Origin of the sequence: Faecalicatena contorta (assembly GCF_003149105.1) — a bacterium.
Lineage (GTDB): Bacteria > Bacillota > Clostridia > Lachnospirales > Lachnospiraceae > Muricomes > Muricomes contortus_C.
Genome location: NZ_QGDS01000002.1, coordinates 437,967 through 456,534, shown reverse-complemented (window position 1 = coordinate 456,534; position 18,568 = coordinate 437,967). Strand labels below are relative to the sequence as shown.

General features: G+C 42.7%; 16 protein-coding genes. 1 reads left to right on the top strand and 15 read right to left on the bottom strand.

The features are described from left to right. Positions 1 to 23 precede the first annotated feature (23 nt). The 8 genes from A8805_RS05440 to tdh all read right to left on the bottom strand — a co-directional run bounded on the left by A8805_RS05440 (position 24) and on the right by tdh (position 10,240). Positions 24 to 1,394, bottom strand: a complete 1,371-nt coding sequence (locus tag A8805_RS05440) for a GntP family permease (protein WP_109709179.1) — start codon at positions 1,392 to 1,394, stop codon at positions 24 to 26. Between the two features lie 32 nt (positions 1,395 to 1,426). After that, positions 1,427 to 2,311 carry a 2-hydroxy-3-oxopropionate reductase gene (garR, locus tag A8805_RS05435; protein ID WP_109709178.1) on the bottom strand — a complete coding sequence of 295 codons (885 nt, stop codon included), beginning with the start codon at positions 2,309 to 2,311 and terminating at the stop codon, positions 1,427 to 1,429. 18 nt (positions 2,312 to 2,329) lie between these two features. Further along, on the bottom strand, positions 2,330 to 3,253 hold the full coding sequence (locus A8805_RS05430; RefSeq protein WP_109709177.1) for a transketolase family protein: 924 nt from the start codon (positions 3,251 to 3,253) through the stop codon (positions 2,330 to 2,332). Positions 3,254 to 3,268: 15 nt separating this feature from the next. Beyond that, the gene (locus tag A8805_RS05425) at positions 3,269 to 4,093 is read right to left on the bottom strand and encodes a transketolase (RefSeq protein ID WP_109709176.1); all 825 of its coding nucleotides are present in this window, start codon (positions 4,091 to 4,093) and stop codon (positions 3,269 to 3,271) included. 234 nt (positions 4,094 to 4,327) lie between these two features. Beyond that, positions 4,328 to 4,687: a hypothetical protein gene (locus tag A8805_RS05420; RefSeq protein WP_109709175.1), complete on the bottom strand. Its 360-nt coding sequence runs from the start codon at positions 4,685 to 4,687 to the stop codon at positions 4,328 to 4,330. Positions 4,688 to 5,090: 403 nt separating this feature from the next. Continuing rightward, the gene (gene ppdK, locus A8805_RS05415) at positions 5,091 to 7,715 is read right to left on the bottom strand and encodes a pyruvate, phosphate dikinase (protein ID WP_109709174.1); all 2,625 of its coding nucleotides are present in this window, start codon (positions 7,713 to 7,715) and stop codon (positions 5,091 to 5,093) included. A gap of 213 nt (positions 7,716 to 7,928) precedes the next feature. Next, entirely contained in the window at positions 7,929 to 9,131 is a 1,203-nt protein-coding gene (locus A8805_RS05410; protein WP_109709173.1) for a glycine C-acetyltransferase, read from the bottom strand. Positions 9,132 to 9,175: 44 nt separating this feature from the next. Further along, positions 9,176 to 10,240, bottom strand: a complete 1,065-nt coding sequence (gene tdh / locus A8805_RS05405) for an L-threonine 3-dehydrogenase (RefSeq protein ID WP_109709172.1) — start codon at positions 10,238 to 10,240, stop codon at positions 9,176 to 9,178. Positions 10,241 to 10,517: 277 nt separating this feature from the next. Here tdh and sstT point away from each other — a divergent pair, with 277 nt between their 5' ends. Further along, the gene (gene sstT / locus A8805_RS05400) at positions 10,518 to 11,795 is read left to right on the top strand and encodes a serine/threonine transporter SstT (RefSeq protein ID WP_330405734.1); all 1,278 of its coding nucleotides are present in this window, start codon (positions 10,518 to 10,520) and stop codon (positions 11,793 to 11,795) included. Between the two features lie 112 nt (positions 11,796 to 11,907). Here the strand turns inward: sstT and A8805_RS05395 are convergent, their stop codons facing one another. The 7 genes from A8805_RS05395 to era form a co-directional block, all read right to left on the bottom strand. Continuing rightward, positions 11,908 to 13,347, bottom strand: coding sequence for an aminopeptidase (locus tag A8805_RS05395; RefSeq protein WP_109709171.1), 1,440 nt, complete (start codon positions 13,345 to 13,347; stop codon positions 11,908 to 11,910). Then, positions 13,316 to 13,516 carry a hypothetical protein gene (locus A8805_RS05390; RefSeq protein ID WP_146199429.1) on the bottom strand — a complete coding sequence of 67 codons (201 nt, stop codon included), beginning with the start codon at positions 13,514 to 13,516 and terminating at the stop codon, positions 13,316 to 13,318. Before A8805_RS05390 ends, A8805_RS05395 begins: the two co-directional genes overlap by 32 nt. A 132-nt stretch (positions 13,517 to 13,648) precedes the next feature. After that, the gene (locus A8805_RS05385) at positions 13,649 to 15,019 is read right to left on the bottom strand and encodes an aminopeptidase (protein WP_109709274.1); all 1,371 of its coding nucleotides are present in this window, start codon (positions 15,017 to 15,019) and stop codon (positions 13,649 to 13,651) included. Positions 15,020 to 15,158: 139 nt separating this feature from the next. After that, complete coding sequence (locus tag A8805_RS05380) at positions 15,159 to 16,550, bottom strand: glycine--tRNA ligase (RefSeq protein ID WP_109709169.1); 1,392 nt, start codon at positions 16,548 to 16,550, stop codon at positions 15,159 to 15,161. Between the two features lie 93 nt (positions 16,551 to 16,643). Then, positions 16,644 to 17,360, bottom strand: a complete 717-nt coding sequence (gene recO, locus A8805_RS05375; protein WP_109709273.1) for a DNA repair protein RecO — start codon at positions 17,358 to 17,360, stop codon at positions 16,644 to 16,646. After that, entirely contained in the window at positions 17,326 to 17,511 is a 186-nt protein-coding gene (locus A8805_RS21905; RefSeq protein ID WP_146199428.1) for a hypothetical protein, read from the bottom strand. Before A8805_RS21905 ends, recO begins: the two co-directional genes overlap by 35 nt. A gap of 114 nt (positions 17,512 to 17,625) precedes the next feature. After that, positions 17,626 to 18,567: a GTPase Era gene (era, locus tag A8805_RS05370; RefSeq protein ID WP_330405733.1), complete on the bottom strand. Its 942-nt coding sequence runs from the start codon at positions 18,565 to 18,567 to the stop codon at positions 17,626 to 17,628. Position 18,568 lies beyond the last annotated feature (1 nt).

Below are 18,568 nucleotides of genomic sequence, written 5' to 3'. Positions count from 1 at the left end.
TTTTTCACCTGCTTCCCTTTCATTTAAGCCATTGGTAATATTACTGCACCTGCCAGAGCGATTAAGAAAATAAAAACTGCTGATATAAATGACGCAAGTGTATACGTTTTCAAGCCTCCGGTTACACTCAATCCCGAAAGATTTGTTGCAACCCAGAATCCGCTGTCATTTACATGCCCTACGCTGTTCCCGCCTGACAGACACGCCATAGCAATATAGACCGGATGAAGTGCTACAGTTCCCGAAATTGTTGCCATAATCGTCATTGATGTAATACCTGCAACCGTTCCTGATCCTTGTGCAACACGGAAGATAAATCCAATGAAAAATGCCAGGAACAATATAGCAATTTTAGAGCTGTTGTCAATTCCTAATTTGTCTACTAATACCGTTCCAATATCCGTTGCCTTGATTACAGTTCCAAAAGAACCGCCCGCCCCTGTGATTAAAAGTACCACACCTGCTGCCTTTAACGCTTCGCCGCAAGAGTCCTCGATTTTTTCTTTTCCAATATATTTATATCCTACGATATAGGCCGCAAGCGCTCCTGTCAATAAGGCTACTATTTTTGTCCCTAAAACCTGGCAGATTAATGGAACATTCTCTTCTCCTACCACCGCGCTCGCTACTGTTCCTGACAGAATACATATGATTGGAAAGAAAATCGGAATCAGAGATACCCAAAATCCAGGCCGTTGTTCATCATTTTTTGCCGCAGCTGCTTCCAGCTCTTCTACAACAGTTGAAGAATGGTTAATATCTTTTTCATTATTCCAAATTCCCCTGTCATGGATTTTGGTATAAATGAATACGGTTCCCAGAACTGTAATGATTCCAAATATAAGTCCTGCAATTACCATTTCTCCCAGATCAAATCCGAGAATATCCGGAGCCGCTAACGGATTGGGCGTCGGTGGAACAATACAATGTGCAGTCGTTGCACCTGCGGTCAAAACACCGGTTATGTATGCCATTGGTTTATTAATCTGTCTGGCAATGGCGATGCCGATTGGTATCAGAATGATAAAAGTCACGTCAAAGAATACTGGGATTGAAAGTATAAACCCCGTAAAAGCCAGTGCATAAAGCGATTTTTCTGCCGGAAACTTTCGGACAATCGTTTCAGCAATTACATTTGCCCCTCCACTATCTGAAAGTAATTGTCCAAGAATAACCCCCAATCCTATTGGCAGTCCCATACTGGCCATCATACTGCCGAACCCATCGCCAATCAATGTGATGGTTTCCAATACTTCAATCCCGGACGCAACGCCCATATATATACTGGCCAGAATCAAAGCAATGGTTGCATTGACTTTAAACAGCATGATACATACTAAAATTATGGCAATGGCTATTACCAGGTTAATAATCAATTTTGTCCCTAAATCCATACACTACCTCCCTGCTCCTCAGCTTATGAGTTTTACTTTCTAATTTCAGCATCTGCTACTTTTTCATAATATTTTGCAATTGCACTGTGATCTTTATCTCCCAGACCATCTGCTTTTAAGGTTTGAAGCATTTCCATAACCTGAGATGCCAGTGGCAAAGGAGCGCCTACATTGTGTCCGGTTTCAAGCGCATTATTAAGATCTTTGATATGAAGATTGATTTTGAAACCTGGTTCAAAGTTGCCTTCTGTAATCATTGGTACTTTTGCGTTCATAACCGTAGAACCTGCAAGACCCCCTTTGATTGCATCAAATACTTTTATCGGATTCACCCCTGCTTTTGTGCTGAGCATAAATGCTTCTGACACCGCCGCTATATTTAAAGCAACTATAATTTGATTTGCCAGCTTTGTTGTATTTCCGGCTCCGATGTCTCCACAATGGACCGCACTGCCTCCCATTACCATCAATATATCGTACACTTCTTTAAATACCTCTTCATCGCCGCCCACCATAATGGATAAGGTTCCATCAACTGCTTTCGGTTCGCCGCCGGAAACCGGAGCGTCAATCATCTTTATCCCCTTTTCCCCGCAAGCTTTGCAGATTTCCTGGGATGCCTGTGGTGCAATGGAACTCATATCAACAAGTATAGTCCCAGGCTGTGCTCCGTCGAGCACTCCGTTTTCTCCCATAACTACACTTTTGACATGGGGAGAATTTGGCAGCATAGTAATTACAAGCTTACACTGCTCTGCAACTTCTTTCGAAGAATTCGCCGGATTTGCTCCCTCAGCTACCGCCTGATCCACGTTCGATTGAATCACATCATATACAATGACCTCATGCCCCGCTTTCAAAAGGTTTTTCACCATTGGTTTTCCCATAATTCCAAGTCCGATAAATCCTAGCTTCATTTTTCCTTCCTCCTGATTTTAGATTATTTGTTCAATTGCCTCCACAATGTGCTCTGTCGTTAAACCATGACATTTTAAAACATCCTTATAAGAGTGTGCGCTGCATCCGAATGTGTCATTTACTCCTACAAATTCAATTGGTCTTGTATCCCGCCTGAGTACTTCTGCCACGGCACTGCCTAATCCGCCCACAATACTATGTTCCTCTGCTGTCACAATAGCTTTACAGTCTCCGATTGCTTTTTTCAGTGCCTCTTCATCCAGTGGTTTTATCGTAGCAACATTAATTACTTTTACAGAAATCCTCCCCTCTAATTTTTCTGCTGCTTCCAGTGCAAGTCCTGTCATATAACCTGTTGCGCAAACCGCTGCATCACTTCCCTCTCTAAGTACCGAAGGTTTACCTATTTCAAATGTCTTTCCTTCTTCTGTAACATTTTCATAATCATTCCGGTTTAGTCTTATGTAACATGGGCCATGCACCTTTACCATTGCTTTTACTGCCTCTGCCGTTTCATTTGCATCTGCCGGACACAAGACTGTCATGTTAGGAATAGCCCTCATAATTGCAATATCTTCTATTGCCTGATGCGTTGCCCCATCTCCAAAATCAGACATACCTGAAGATGAACCGCATATCTTTACATTCAACTTTCCAATCGCAATTGTTTGCCGTATCTGGTCATAAGCTCTTCCGCCTGAAAACACAGCAAAAGAATTTGTAAAGGGAATCTTCCCTGTTTGTGCAAGCCCTGCTGCCATAGAAGTCATATTTGCTTCTGCTATACCCGCTTCAAAATGGCGCTCGGGGAACTCTGCTTCAAACATTTTCCCCATTGTAGAACCTCCCAGATCTGCATCCAACACTACGATTTCTTTGTTTTCTTTTCCCAATTCTACTAATGTATTGCCATAAGCGATCCTTTGATTTGTATAACCCATTTTTCATTCCTCCATTTAGATTAATTCCTGTAATGCCTGCTGATACTGCTCTTCTGTCAGAGGACTGTTATGGAAACTAACTACGTTTTCTGCAAAACTTACCCCCTGCCCTTTCACCGTATCCGCAATAATCACAGTGGGTTTTCCTTTCATCTCATCTGCCTCATCCAAGGCTTGCAGAATTTCCTCCATGTTATGACCATTAATATTGATAACTTCCCATCCAAAGCTCTTCCACTTCTCTTCTAAGCAGGCTGAATTCATACGGTCTTCGGTCTTTCCATTTGCCTGAAGGCCATTACGGTCTACAATTGCTATCAAATTATCTGCTTTGTAGTGACTCGCGGCCAATGCGGCTTCCCATATCTGTCCTTCTCCAGTCTCTCCGTCACCAATAAGTACATATACCTTACGATTAATTTTATCTAACTTCATTCCCAAAGCCATTCCCAGACCGATTGATAATCCCTGGCCCAGTGAACCGGTTCCTGCTTCAATTCCGGGCGTTTTCAATACATCCGGATGCCCCTGCAGATGGGAGCCAATATCCTTAGTCGTTTTTAAGTCCTCAACCGGGAAAAAACCAGCTTCAGCTAATGCTGCATATTGAAGAATTGCCACATGCCCTTTGCTTAACAAAAACCTGTCTCTGTCTTCCATTTTCGGATTAGCCGGATCATATTTCATTTTATAGAAATACAGGGCTGCTACAATATCAGCCGAGGAATTTGATCCTCCAATATGACCGGCCACACCAACTCCCATACTTACGATTACATCTTTCCGCAGTGCTTTCGCCTTATTCTCAAGCTCCTGCACCAGTTCTTTACTATACTTCATTTTACGCCTCCATTTTCTTACTTGTTGATGATATCACAATCCTGAGCTTTTCCCGGGAAACCCACTTGATTGCTGTCAGCTGTCAGCTGTATTACAACCTTGCTCACATTATGCTCTTCTCTAACATAATTGTCAATTGTTTATTGCGTTTTTCTCCCAGCAAACCTAATTTTTGTATATTATTTGTAATAAACGCTCTTATTTTTTGTGCATAAGTTACAACAGACAATATCATCAAATTATGGTGCGGACGAAGAATGATTCCTGTTGTTCGCTAACGGCATGAAATTTCCGTGTACCATTATTGCTGTGCCAGAATCCAATATTTTCAAAATCATCCTTTTCCATCTCATGGCAGGCAACCAAATCAGCCATTGCAATTACAACTCCCCTTGAATAATCCAGTTGATTATCTGCCCCGAGAATTGAGGTAATAGTGCCGGACATTTGATATGGCACATTTTTAGGTCCACTGGCTGCTGCATGAATCGCCATTGGTCCGCGATATTTTGCAGCCCATGACCTTGTTTCATATTCTATTACACGACAGGCCAGTAAAGATGCCCACGGCTGCCATAGTGTTATTGCTTTCATTTCTACACACCTCTATATATTAATAAATGAAGCTAATCCCGCATTTTTAGCATTAAGCCAGAAAAGTTCATATGCAGGTGTATTTAATAGATGAAGAAATAAAATAAGATAAGGGATTCCTTTTCGTTTTTTACTCACACCCTCACCTTCTTAAATTTAGTGAAAATTCCGTTTACTCTTCTTTTCATTATAAGCCTTTTTTACATCAGTAACAATTCTGTATATAAAAAATAAGCACATCATTATTTCTAATGATGCGCTTATCATATTGTACTCAATCAAGGTCGATAAACACTTTATAGGGATATTTCACCGTTGATTTCTATCTAACATATTGTCGCCAGTCTTTCAATACACAACTGCCTACTCAAAGCTAAGCAATAATTGAAAGGAAAGAAAACTCTTATTTACTCTTGATAGCTGCCTGTGCTGCTGCCAGTCTTGCAATCGGAACACGGAATGGTGAGCAGGATACATAATCCAGTCCAAGTGCGTTGCAGAATTCTACAGAACTTGGGTCTCCACCATGCTCGCCGCAAATACCTACGTGCAGTTCAGGATTAGCTGGTTTTCCTAAGCTGACTGCCATTTTCATCAGCTTGCCTACCCCTACCTGGTCAAGTTTTGCAAATGGGTCATTTTCAAAAATCTTAGTATCATAGTATGCATCTAAGAACTTACCAGCATCATCACGTGAGAATCCGAATGTCATCTGTGTCAAATCGTTTGTTCCGAAGCAGAAGAAATCAGCTTCTTTTGCAATCTCATCAGCTGTAAGTGCTGCTCTTGGGATTTCAATCATTGTTCCCACTTCATACTTAATGCTGCTTCCTGCTGCTGCGATTTCAGCATCTGCTGTCTCAACAACAATATTCTTTACAAACTTGAACTCTTTGATATCACCAATCAACGGAATCATGATTTCCGGGCAAACATTCCAGTCAGCGTGTGCATTCTTTACGTTGATAGCTGCACGGATAATAGCTCTTGTCTGCATTTTTGCAATCTCCGGATATGTTACAGCCAGACGGCATCCACGATGTCCCATCATTGGGTTGAATTCATGAAGAGAATCAATGATTGCTTTAATCTGCTCTACAGTTTTGCCCTGAGCATCAGCCAGTTTCTTGATGTCAGCTTCTTCTGTAGGAACAAACTCATGAAGCGGTGGGTCTAAGAAACGGATTGTTACCGGGTTTCCTTCCAGAGCTTCATACAACGCTTCGAAATCTCCCTGCTGTACCGGAAGAATCTTCTCCAGTGCTGCTTCTCTTTCTTCTACTGTATCTGAACAAATCATTTCACGGAATGCATCGATTCTGTGGCCTTCGAAGAACATATGCTCTGTACGGCAAAGACCGATACCTTCTGCTCCCAGCTCACGTGCTTTTTTAGCATCTTCCGGTGTATCTGCATTTGTACGAACCTTCATTGTTCTGTACTTGTCAGCCCAACCCATGATTCTTTCAAATTCACCAGCAATCTCAGCATCTACTGTCGGAATTAATCCGTCATAGATATTACCTGTGGAACCATCAAGAGAAATTGAGTCTCCTTCATGATATTCTTTTCCGCCAAGTGTGAACTTCTTATTCGCTTCATCCATTACAATGTCGCCGCATCCGGATACACAGCATTTACCCATTCCACGAGCAACAACGGCAGCGTGTGATGTCATACCGCCACGTACTGTCAGAATACCCTGAGCAGCTTTCATGCCTTCGATATCTTCCGGAGATGTCTCAAGACGTGTAAGGATAACCTTCTCACCTTTTGCCGCCCATGCTTTTGCATCTTCAGCTGTGAATACCACTTTACCGCATGCTGCTCCCGGTGAAGCACCGAGTGCCTTTCCAATTGGTGCAGTAGCTTTCAGTGCAGCTGTATCAAACTGAGGGTGAAGTAATGTGTCCAAGTTTCTAGGATCAATCATAGAAACAGCTTTCTCTTCTGTAATCATTCCCTCGTCTACTAAATCACAAGCAATTTTCAGAGCAGCCTGAGCTGTTCTCTTACCATTACGTGTCTGCAGCATATACAGTTTCTTGTCCTCAATTGTGAACTCCATGTCCTGCATATCTCTGTAATGATTTTCAAGTGTATCACAGATGCCGATGAACTGTTCGTAAACTTCCGGCATGATTTCTTTTAACTGAGCAATCTTGTTCGGTGTACGAACACCAGCAACTACGTCCTCACCCTGTGCATTGATAAGGAATTCTCCCATAAGTGCCTTCTCACCTGTAGCTGGATCACGTGTAAACGCAACACCTGTACCGGATGTATCACCCATGTTACCATATGCCATTTCCTGTACGTTTACAGCTGTTCCCCATGAATATGGGATATCATTATCACGGCGATATACATTCGCTCTTGGGTTGTCCCATGAACGGAATACTGCTTTTACAGCTCCCATCAACTGTTCCTTCGGATCTGACGGGAAGTCGCTGCCGATTTTTCCTTTGTATTCTTCTTTGAACTGTCCGGCAAGAGCTTTCAGATCGTCTGCTGTCAAAGCAGTATCCTCTGTAATACCTTTTTCCTCTTTCATCTTGTCGATAAGTTCTTCGAAGTATTTTTTACCAACCTCCATAACAACATCAGAATACATCTGGATAAATCTTCTATAACAGTCCCAAGCCCAACGTGGATTGCCTGATTTCTCAGCCAGTACGTTGACAACGTCTTCATTCAGACCAAGGTTCAGGATTGTATCCATCATACCTGGCATAGAAGCTCTGGAACCTGAACGTACAGAAACAAGGAGCGGATTCTCTTTGTCACCAAATTTCTTTCCGGTAACTTCCTCCATTTTAACGATAGCTTCCATGATCTGTTCCATGATTTCATCATTAATCTTCTCGCCATCCTCATAATACTGGGTACAAGCTTCCGTTGTGATTGTGAATCCCTGTGGTACTGGAAGACCCAGATTTGTCATCTCAGCAAGGTTAGCACCTTTACCGCCAAGAAGATTTCTCATGGTTGCGTTACCTTCCGTAAACATATAAGCCCATTTTGCCATGTCTTAATGACCTCCTAATAAATTTTTCAAATAAAATTGCACTAAGTCGCATATAATATTCTACTGGTTTTGTTTGACCCCGTCAAGCACTTTGTCCGTAAATTTACATTTCCCCCTTATTATGTAAAGAAAAATCAAGAAAACAGGCAGACTTCCTTATTTTTATGTAGGTCTGCCTGCCTTTCTCTATGCCTTTTGTCGTTTATAACGCTCCTAATTATCTAATCCCATTTCACTTCTTACTTCTTTAAAACATTTTACAATGAAATCAATATCTTCCTTTGTATGGCTTGCGCATACCTGAGTACGGATTCTTGCTTTTCCTTTCGGAACTACCGGATAAGAGAATGCTACCACATATACACCTTTATCCATCATGCGTTTTGCAAACTCTGCTGCCGTCTTTTCGTCATAAATCATTACCGGCACACATGGATGGGTCCCCTGGATGATATCAAATCCATTGTCGACCAGTTCTTTGCGGTAGTAAGCAGTTACTTCTTCCAGGTGGTCACGCAGTTCTGTACTTTCATCCAGCATATCGAACAATTCCAGACTTGCACCTGCAATTGCAGGAGCCACTGAGTTGGAGAACAGATACGGGCGGCTTCTCTGACGAAGAAGGTCAATAATTTCCTTACGCCCTGAAGTATATCCGCCGGATGCCCCCCCAAGAGCTTTTCCAAGGGTTCCGGTGATGATGTCCACACGTTCCTGTACACCGCAGTATTCCGGAGTTCCACGTCCCGTCTTTCCAATGAATCCTACTGCGTGGCTGTCATCCACCATGACCAGAGCATTGTATTTGTCGGCAAGGCCGCACACTCCTTTTAAGTTGCAGATAATGCCATCCATTGAGAATACTCCGTCTGTGGCGATCAATTTTACCCTTGCACCAGCCTCATCTGCCTCTTTTAACCTTGCCTCCAGGTCGTCCATATTATTATTCTTGTAACGGAAACGTTTTGCCTTGCAAAGACGTACTCCGTCAATGATAGATGCGTGGTTTAGCTCGTCACTGATTACAGCATCCTCTTCCGTAAGAATCGTCTCAAAAAGGCCCCCGTTTGCATCAAAGCAGGAAGAATACAGGATTGTGTCATCCGTTCCAAGAAAATCAGATATCCTCTTTTCCAGTTTTTTGTGAATGTCTTGTGTTCCGCAGATGAAACGTACAGATGCGACTCCGTATCCTTTTTCATCATAAGTTCTTTTTGCCGCCTCAATCAGGCGCGGATTGTCCCCCAGCCCCAGATAGTTATTTGCACACATGCAGAGAAGTTCCCTGCCATCTTCCATTTTCACCCTTGCTCCCTGTGGGGAAACGAAAGGTGTTTCTCCTTTAAATAGTCCTGCTTCTTTGATGTCTTCTACTTCTTTTGCATAAATATTTAAAATGTCGTTCTTACGTGCCATTGATGTTTCTCCTTCTTTCTTTATATTCTAATGCTGTGCCGTCATTAATCATTTACATGTAACCAATCTAATATGACTTTTCCAGATTGCCCCGAAATCATTGCCTCAAACCCTTTCTCATAATCCCTGATATCAAAATGGTGTGTGATAATCGGGGAAATATCCAGACCGGACTGCAGCATTGTGGACATCTTATACCATGTATCCCACACTTTTCTTCCATAAATACCACGCAGATTCAGCCCATTGAAAATTACGGTTTCAAGATCCACGGCAGCATCCTTACTCTGTAATCCAAGAAGGGCAATTTTTCCGCCATGCTTCATATTATGAATCATATCAGAAAGACCTGCCTGCACTCCGGACATCTCAAGACCTACGTCAAATCCTTCTGTCATTCCGATTTCCTTCATAACATCAGTCAGTTTCTCATTCTTCAGATTCACCGTCCTGGTGGCCCCCAGCTTCCTTGCAAGGTCCAGACGGTAATCATTCAAATCTGTTACGACAACATGCCTTGCACCTGAAAATTTTACGATAGCTGCCGCCATACATCCAATCGGGCCAGCACCGGTAATCAATACATCCTCCCCAAGAGAATCATAAGATAGTGCTGTGTGGGCCGCATTTCCAAATGGATCAAAAATTGCATACATCTCTTCCGGAATCGCAGAATTACATGGCCATACATTAGAAGATGGAATCACCAGATACTCTGCAAACGCACCGCTTCTGTTAACACCTACCCCTTTTGCCTCCTTGCAGTTCTCTTTGTGGCCTTCCAGGCAGTTCCTGCATTTTCCACAGGTAATATGCCCCTCGCCGGATACAAGGTCCCCAATTTTAAATCCCTGTACGCCTCCTCCCACTTCTGCAACTTCCCCAACATACTCATGGCCTACCGTCATACCAATCGGTATCGTGTTCTGTGCCCATTCATTCCACTGATAGATATGCACATCTGTCCCGCATATTGCGGTCTTGTGGATTTTAATCTTGACGTCATTCGGCCCTACTTCCGGAATGGGAACTCTCTTCTTCCACAAACCTTCTTCCGGTTTCTCCTTTACGAGGGCCCACATCAACCTGTCATTCTTCGTTTTTTCCATGACATAAACCTCCAATTTTTTATCATCTTCCCCAGATGATTATTCGCCCCAATTATAACACCCGTACTTTGCATATACAACAATGGATTATAGTTTTTTTATATAATTTGCTGCTCTTTTTGTAATACAGCATCACAAATAATGTTATTATCCACAAAAATGTATTGTTAAATTATTATTAATATGGCATTATCAACAATTTTATGAGATAATGACTACATGTTGGGGAAAACAAAACTAATAAGAAAGAGAGGTAAGCAGATATATACGTGTCAGTATGTCTGCAAATGAAGTAATGAAAAACTTTTTAAACAGCATTATTAGCATCGTTAACAAGTGGAACAGCATCAGCCTGATTAAGCGGATTATTTGTGGTTTGATCATCGGTATCATTCTTGCGCTGGTTGTTCCTCAGGCATCAGCAATCTCGATTTTGGGCAGTCTCTTTGTTGGGGCATTGCGGGGAGTTGCCCCTATTCTGGTATTTTTCCTGGTCATGAGTGCATTATGTCAAATGTCAAAAGGACAGAAGACCAATATGACATTCATCGCCGTACTCTACATGCTGGGCAACCTGCTGGCAGCACTTTGTGCCGTGTTAGCAAGTTATGTATTCCCAGTTGCACTTACCTTTTCAAAAAGTACAAATACCGGCGATATTGCACCTCCAAGCGGTGTCACTGAAGTGTTGACAAATCTTCTGATGAATTTAGTTGCTAATCCGGTAGATGCTCTTGTGAATGCAAACTATATCGGTATTCTTGCATGGGCTATTATTTTCGGACTCGCCCTCAAAAAAGCCAGTGACGGCACCAAGCGCGCCCTGGACAATATATCCGATGCTGTTGCACAGGCTGTTCAATGGATTATCAACTGTGCACCTTTCGGTATTATGGGCCTGATTTTCACTACGATTTCCGAGCAGGGGCTGGACGTTTTATTGGGATACGGAAGACTGATTCTCGTTCTGGTGGGAACTATGTTCTTCGTGGCACTGATCGTAAATCCTATCGTTACCTTTCTCTGCACCAGAAAGAATCCGTTTCCACTGGTGTTTACCTGCCTGAAAGACAGCGGTATCACTGCATTTTTTACCCGCAGTTCTGCTGCCAATATTCCGGTTAACATGGGACTGTGTAAAAAACTGGGATTAAATGAAGATACTTATTCTATCTCTATTCCTCTCGGCGCTACTGTAAACATGGCTGGAGCCGCAGTTACTATCTCCACCATGGCTCTGGCAGCTGCTTATACGCTGGATATTCGTGTAGACTTTCTGACTGCCATTATCCTCTGTGTACTGTCTGCGCTGAGTGCTGCCGGTGCATCTGGAGTAGCGGGAGGTTCTCTGCTTCTGATTCCTCTTGCCTGCAGCCTGTTTGGTATTCCAAATGAAATTGCAATGCAAGTGGTAGGTGTAGGCTTTATCGTAGGTGTGATTCAGGATTCCTGCGAAACTGCCCTGAACTCTTCTACAGACGTTCTTTATACAGCCTGTGCAGAATTCAGAGACAGGCGCAAACATCCTGAATTATATAAAAATATCGTAAAATAGAAAAATAACTATATTGAATGACACAAAAATTAAATCTTTGCAGGCGGCTAACTATTGGGGGTTAGCCGTCCCCCCTGCATCACCCGGCATTTCTTCCAGTATCAAATCACTCTTATGCTTCCTTTAAAAATGCAAGATAGCCTTTAAGAGCTTCATAAATGTCAGCCTTGCTGGACACTTCCCAGGGTGCATGCATACTCAGAACCGGTATGCCGCAATCAATAACATCCATGCCGTAATCCGCCATCAGATAGGCAATAGTGCCTCCTCCCCCTTTGTCCACAGCTCCCAGTTCTGCTGTCTGGATAATTACCTTATGTTTCTCCATCATCTGCCTAAGTTCTGCCATATACTCAGCATTGGCATCATTTCCGCCGGATTTCCCTCCGCTTCCTGAATATTTGTTAAACACAAGTCCATTTGCCAGATATGCTGAGTTTTTCCTTTCATAGTACTCGTCAAACATGGGATCATAAGCTGCACTTACATCGGAAGACAGCATCTTGGAATTAGACAGTGCCCGGCGAACTTTCAACTCCGAATAATCCTGGCACAGCTCCATCAATTCCGCCACAGTATTTTCAAAAAATTTTGAACGCATCCCCGTGGCACCTGTACTTCCAACTTCTTCCTTGTCAACCAACAGGCAGCAAGACGTCCGCTTCGCCATTTTCAATTCCAAAAGTGCAAGCAGTGACGTAAAAGCGCAGCTCCGGTCATCCTGCCCATATCCCAGTATCATGCTTCTGTCCAGACCACAGTCCCGGGCTTTACCTGCCGGTACAACTTCCAGCTCTGCTGAAATAAAATCTTCTTCCTTAATCTGATACTGTTCTCTGAGCAATTTTAAAATTGTCATTTTTACCTTTTCAGTTTCTTCTGACACTTCTCCGTTCGCAAATTCGGAATCCTTCTTTCCCAGATTTTTTTTAACTTCTTCCGGTTCTGCAGGAAGATTCCCAATCAGAAGGTCCATTTTTTCAGCATTAATAAAGTCTTTTACTTTCTTTTCGCCCAGTTCCCTTCCAAGGTGGGGAAGCAAATCTGTAATGACAAACACCGGATCTTTTTCCTTTTCCCCTAGTTTTATCTCGACTTTTGTACCATCTTTCCTGACAACAACTCCATGAATTGCCAGAGGCAGAGCCAGCCATTGGTACTTTTTCACTCCGCCATAATAGTGTGTATCCAAATAAGCATGTCCTTGTTCCTCATATAATGGAATCTGTTTTATATCAATTCTCGGAGAATCAATATGTGCTCCCAAAATATTTATTCCTTTTTCAAAGGGTTCCGTACCAATTTGAAATAATGCTACTGTCTTGTCCATCTGGCAGGCATACACTTTGTCGCCGGGTCTCAGTGGTTCTTTTGCTTCCTTTATTGTTTCCAGATTTCTATATCCCCGGGACCTCGCTAATTTAATTGCAGCAGCTGCACACTCCCGCTCTGTTTTGCTGCAGTCCAGGAAATGGCAGTATGCGCGGCTGATATCTTCCACACGTTTTCTTTCCTCCGGACTATAATAATTCCAGGCATTTTTTCTTTTCATAATCTCTTCCTTTCCGTCCGCATTTCTTTGTAGTCATTTTATTCACTACAGTAGTATGGATGATTCTTCCAAGATTATTCCAAGAAAAGCCTGTCCCGGCTTCTTTGTTAAAATAGAGAGTCTGGCTTTCCAGACTCTCGCTCCGAAGCGCGGTCGCTTTTGCGTCCATTTCCCTTATGCGCGTAGTGCGGTCCCCCGGAGGGTTATATATAAAGGATGCCTTCTGATAATTTTTATTATCAGAAGGCATCCTTTATATAATCTCTTATGTAATACGTTCAATTTTATTAATGCTCCCGCACTACCTCATATCCTTTAAGAATGCGCAGTACCCACGGTATGCCTCATAAACATCGGCCTTACTGGAAACTTCCCAGGGTGCATGCATGCACAGGACTGCCACCCCGCCATCGATAACTTCCATTCCAAATTGTGCTAGTATGTATGCGATGGTGCCACCGCCTCCCACGTCAATTTTTCCCATTTCCGTCATCTGAAAAGCAACCTTATTGTCATCAAATACTTTTCTCAGTTTTGCGATATATTCCGCATTTGCATCGCTAGAACCACTCTTTCCTCTTGAGCCGGTGTGTTTCTTGATAACCAGGCCGTTCCCAAAGAAAGAGGAAGACTTCTTATCATAAACATCTGCATACATCGGGTCAAATGCCGCACCCACATCAGATGAAATCATAGTAGAATTAGCAAGTGCATGACGCAGTCTCAGCTCGGAGAAATATCCCATTTTATCCATCAGGTCTGCTGCCGCGTTTTCAAAAAACCGGGAATGCATGCCTGTGGCTCCAAAACTTCCTATCTCTTCCTTATCTACAAGGATACAGCAGGATGTACGCTTCACGTCCTTCACTTCCAGCATCGCAGCCAAAGAAGTATAAGAGCACACCCGGTCATCCTGTCCATACCCCATAATCATACTTCTGTCCAGACCACAGTCCCGGGCTTTCCCTGCCGGTACAACTTCCAGCTCTGCTGACATCAAATCTTCTTTTTCTATATCATAAGTTTCTTTCAGCAATTTCAAAATCTGTGCCGCAGCCGCATCTTTTTCCGCTCCAGCCAGCGGCCTGCTTCCAATCAGGATATCCAGATTTTCTCCCTCTACTACTGTAGCTGCCTTTTTTTCCATCTGTTTGCCGGACAGATGGATCAACAGGTCAGTCACAACAAAAACAGGATCATCCTCTTTCTCCCCAATTGATATCTCCACTTTGGTTCCATCCTTACGTACGATTACACCATGGATTGCCAAAGGCAGCGTCACCCATTGATATTTCTTAATTCCACCATAATAATGAGTATCAAAATATGCAAAACCACTTTCTTCATATAAAGGATTCTGTTTCAAATCCAGCCTCGGAGAATCAATATGTGCCCCAAGTATATTCATGCCCTTTTCCAAGTCATCCTCACCGATGTTAAAAAGTGCAATGGACTTCCCCATCCATGCAGCATATACTTTGTCGCCGGTATTGAGCTTTTCTGCAGAGGAAAGCTCCCTGTAACCTGCGGCTTCGGCCTGTCTGATGATTTCTGTGACGCACTCCCGCTCCGTCTTTCCCTGATCCAGAAATCCCTTATAATCCTCATTCAGAGAATTTAATTCATTCAATTGCTCATCTGTATATATTTCCCATAAATTCTTATCAGCCATAATATTATCTCCTTTAAATACACACTTTTTAAAGTTTGCCATATTCCCCAGAGGGGGGTATTTAATAGGAATACACTTCCCTATTAAATAAAACAATTTAGGACGCAGCCTTCCTCAAAAAGGTTACGTCCTAACTATATTAAAACCTCATCTTTTCTTCGAAGTAAGCTTTTAAGTCTTCTATTTTTACCCTTTCCTGCTCCATCGTATCCCTGTCACGTACAGTCACTGCGTGGTCCTCCTGGGAGTCGAAATCGTAGGTTACACAGAAAGGTGTCCCAATCTCGTCCTGACGGCGGTAGCGCTTTCCAATATTTCCACGGTCATCAAATTCGCAGTTATACAACTTTGATAACTCTGTATATACTTTCTCTGCACCTTCATTTAGCTTCTTGGACAGCGGCAGAACACCTATTTTTACCGGTGCAAGTGCCGGATGGAAACGCAATACGGTACGCATATCCCCGCCTTCCAGTTCTTCTTCGTCATAGGCGCTGCAAAGGAATGCAAGTACCATACGGTCTGCGCCCAAAGATGGCTCAATTACATAAGGAATATATTTTTCCTTCTTCTCATCATCAAAATAGGACATATCCTGTTTGGATACTTCCTGATGCTGTGACAAATCATAATCTGTTCTGTCAGCAATACCCCACAATTCTCCCCAGCCAAATGGGAACAGGAATTCTACGTCTGTCGTTGCTTTACTGTAGAAGGAAAGTTCCTCCTGGTCATGGTCACGGTATCTTACTTCATCAGACTTCAGCCCTAAAGAGCTCAGCCAGTCAAGACAAAATTGCTTCCAATATGCAAACCACTCTAAATCTGTACCCGGTTCACAGAAAAACTCTAACTCCATCTGCTCAAACTCTCTGGTACGGAAGGTAAAGTTTCCCGGAGTAATTTCATTTCTGAATGACTTTCCAATCTGTGCAATACCAAATGGAATTTTCTTCCTGGATGTTCTTTGAACGTTCTTAAAGTTTACGAAAATTCCCTGAGCAGTTTCCGGCCTTAAATAAACGGTATTCTTTGCATCTTCCGTAACTCCCTGGAAGGTTTTGAACATCAGATTAAACTGACGGATATCTGTGAAATTATGTTTGCCGCAGGTTGGGCAGGAAATCTGATTCTCCTCAATAAATGCTGCCATCTGCTCCTGTGACCATGCATCTACAGCACCTTCGATAACGGTGCCATGTTCCGCACAATAGTCTTCAATTAATTTATCCGCGCGGAAACGCTCGTGACATTCACGGCAGTCCATCAGAGGATCTGAAAATCCACCCAAATGCCCTGACGCTACCCATGTCTGGGGATTCATCAGAATCGCACAATCTACACCTACATTATAAGGGGACTCCTGGACAAATTTCTGCCACCATGCCCTCTTTACATTATTTTTCAGCTCAACTCCGAGGTTTCCATAATCCCAGGTGTTAGCAAGTCCGCCGTATATTTCAGACCCCGGGTAAACAAATCCTCTTGATTTTGCAAGAGCCACAATCTTATCCATCGTTTTTTCAGCCATAATATGCTCCTCACATTCTATTTCATCTCAATTGGTAACTATTATAACGGCTCTACCCTTTTTTTTCAAGCTGTTTGAAGCATCTTCCCGCCTCTACAGCAATGTCTCGAGTATTTCCAAAGATTTGAAACTTTTTTCCACATAAACTTCCCGGTACCGGTCCAGTACCTTTGCCAGTTGCTCCATCACTTTGTCCGTCACTGTAAATGTATATAACTTCTCTATCTTACTGCTTTCTATATATTGCATGCTATATAATGTAGACTGTTCCAGACGGACACCGTCTATCACATCCCCGCAGCACTCACAGCAGACAAGACCTCCCTTTTTCACGCTGAAAACGGACGGCCTTTCTTTATCCCCACAAACCACACACTGGAAAACGTCGGGACCTTCTCCATTAATGCAGTATGCTTTTAACTCAAATATGTAACGAATCAGCCTGTCGGGAATATGCTTATTTGACAGGGCCTTCAATGTCTGATACAAAAGTTTCAGCATTTCTCTCTCATCGTTAAATTCTTTTGTATAATAATTCGTAAATTCGAGAAAATAAAAACCATAGTATGCGCCAATCATATCTTCCCTTAATTCAGGGAAATAATTTAAGATATTCGCAGACTGTATTGTATAAGAGGAGCGCCCTTCGTACATGGTAAACTCCCCAAACGTAAACGGATTAACCGCGCCCGCCAAAGGGCTGTTGGGACGCCTTGAACCTTTGGCAAACGCAGCAATCTTCCCTTGTTCTTTTGTCAGAATGACGACTCTTCTGTCATATTCCCCAACGGGCGCCGTAGACAGCACCATTCCTGTCATTACAATCTGATTCACGACTGCTTACTCCCATACTTCTTTCTTCCTTCTGTCCAGAGTATTCTGCGGACCCCGCCATTCTATAGGACAGATAGTCTTTCACACTTCCAGTTTCTACAAATTTATCCCAGTATCTCTGCTCCATCGGATCACCTCTTCTTATGTGATATTATTATTTTCTCCGATTCGAGCCATGCTATACCTCGTAAAATATACCAGTACGTTTTTCGAAAAATGCCTTGACAGCTTCATTTTGTACTTATGTTTCTTCATCTCTGTAGCCAAAATTTTTCATCAGAAAATCGCTGTCACGCCAGTTTTTCTGCACCTTTACCCATAATTTCAGATTCACCTTGCAGTCCAGAAGCCGCTCAATTTCATAGCGTGCGGTGCTGCCAATTTTCTTCAGCATACTTCCCTGCTTTCCGATAATAATTCCTTTATGTGAATCCCGTTCACAGATAATTGTAGCATCAATGTGCATAACCTTTTTCTGCATTTTCATACTGTCTATTGCAACTGCTATTCCATGAGGAATCTCCTCCTGGAGGCCGTGCAGGGCCTTTTCCCGGATCAGCTCTGCCACAATTTGACGTTCCGGCTGGTCCGTAATTGTATCCTCGTCATAAAACTGAGGTCCATAGGGAAGATACTGTAATATCACCTTTACTAACTCTTCCGTATTATCCCCATTTCTCGCGGACACAGGCACAATTGCTTTGAAATCATATGCTTTACTGTAAGCATCTATAAAAGTCAGGACCTCTTCTTTTTTCACCATATCAATCTTATTTATCACAAGGATAACCGGAGTCTGGACCTTTTGAAGCCTCTCTATAATATGCTGTTCCCCTGCTCCTATAAATGTAGATGGCTCTACCAGCCATAAAACCACATCTACTTCATTCAGCGTCCGCTCTGCCACATTCACCATGTATTCACCAAGTTTATTTTTCGCCTTATGAATTCCCGGTGTATCCACAAACACAATCTGGCCTTCCTCTGTTGTCAGAATTGTCTGGATACGGTTTCTTGTGGTCTGGGGTTTATTTGATGTAATCGCGATTTTCTGTCCAATCAGATGATTCATCAATGTAGACTTTCCCACATTTGGACGCCCTATCAGGGTGACAAAGCCTGACTTAAAATTCTCCTTCATTCGTTCTCCTCCGTTTTGATACGCCTTTCTTTTTAACTTCATG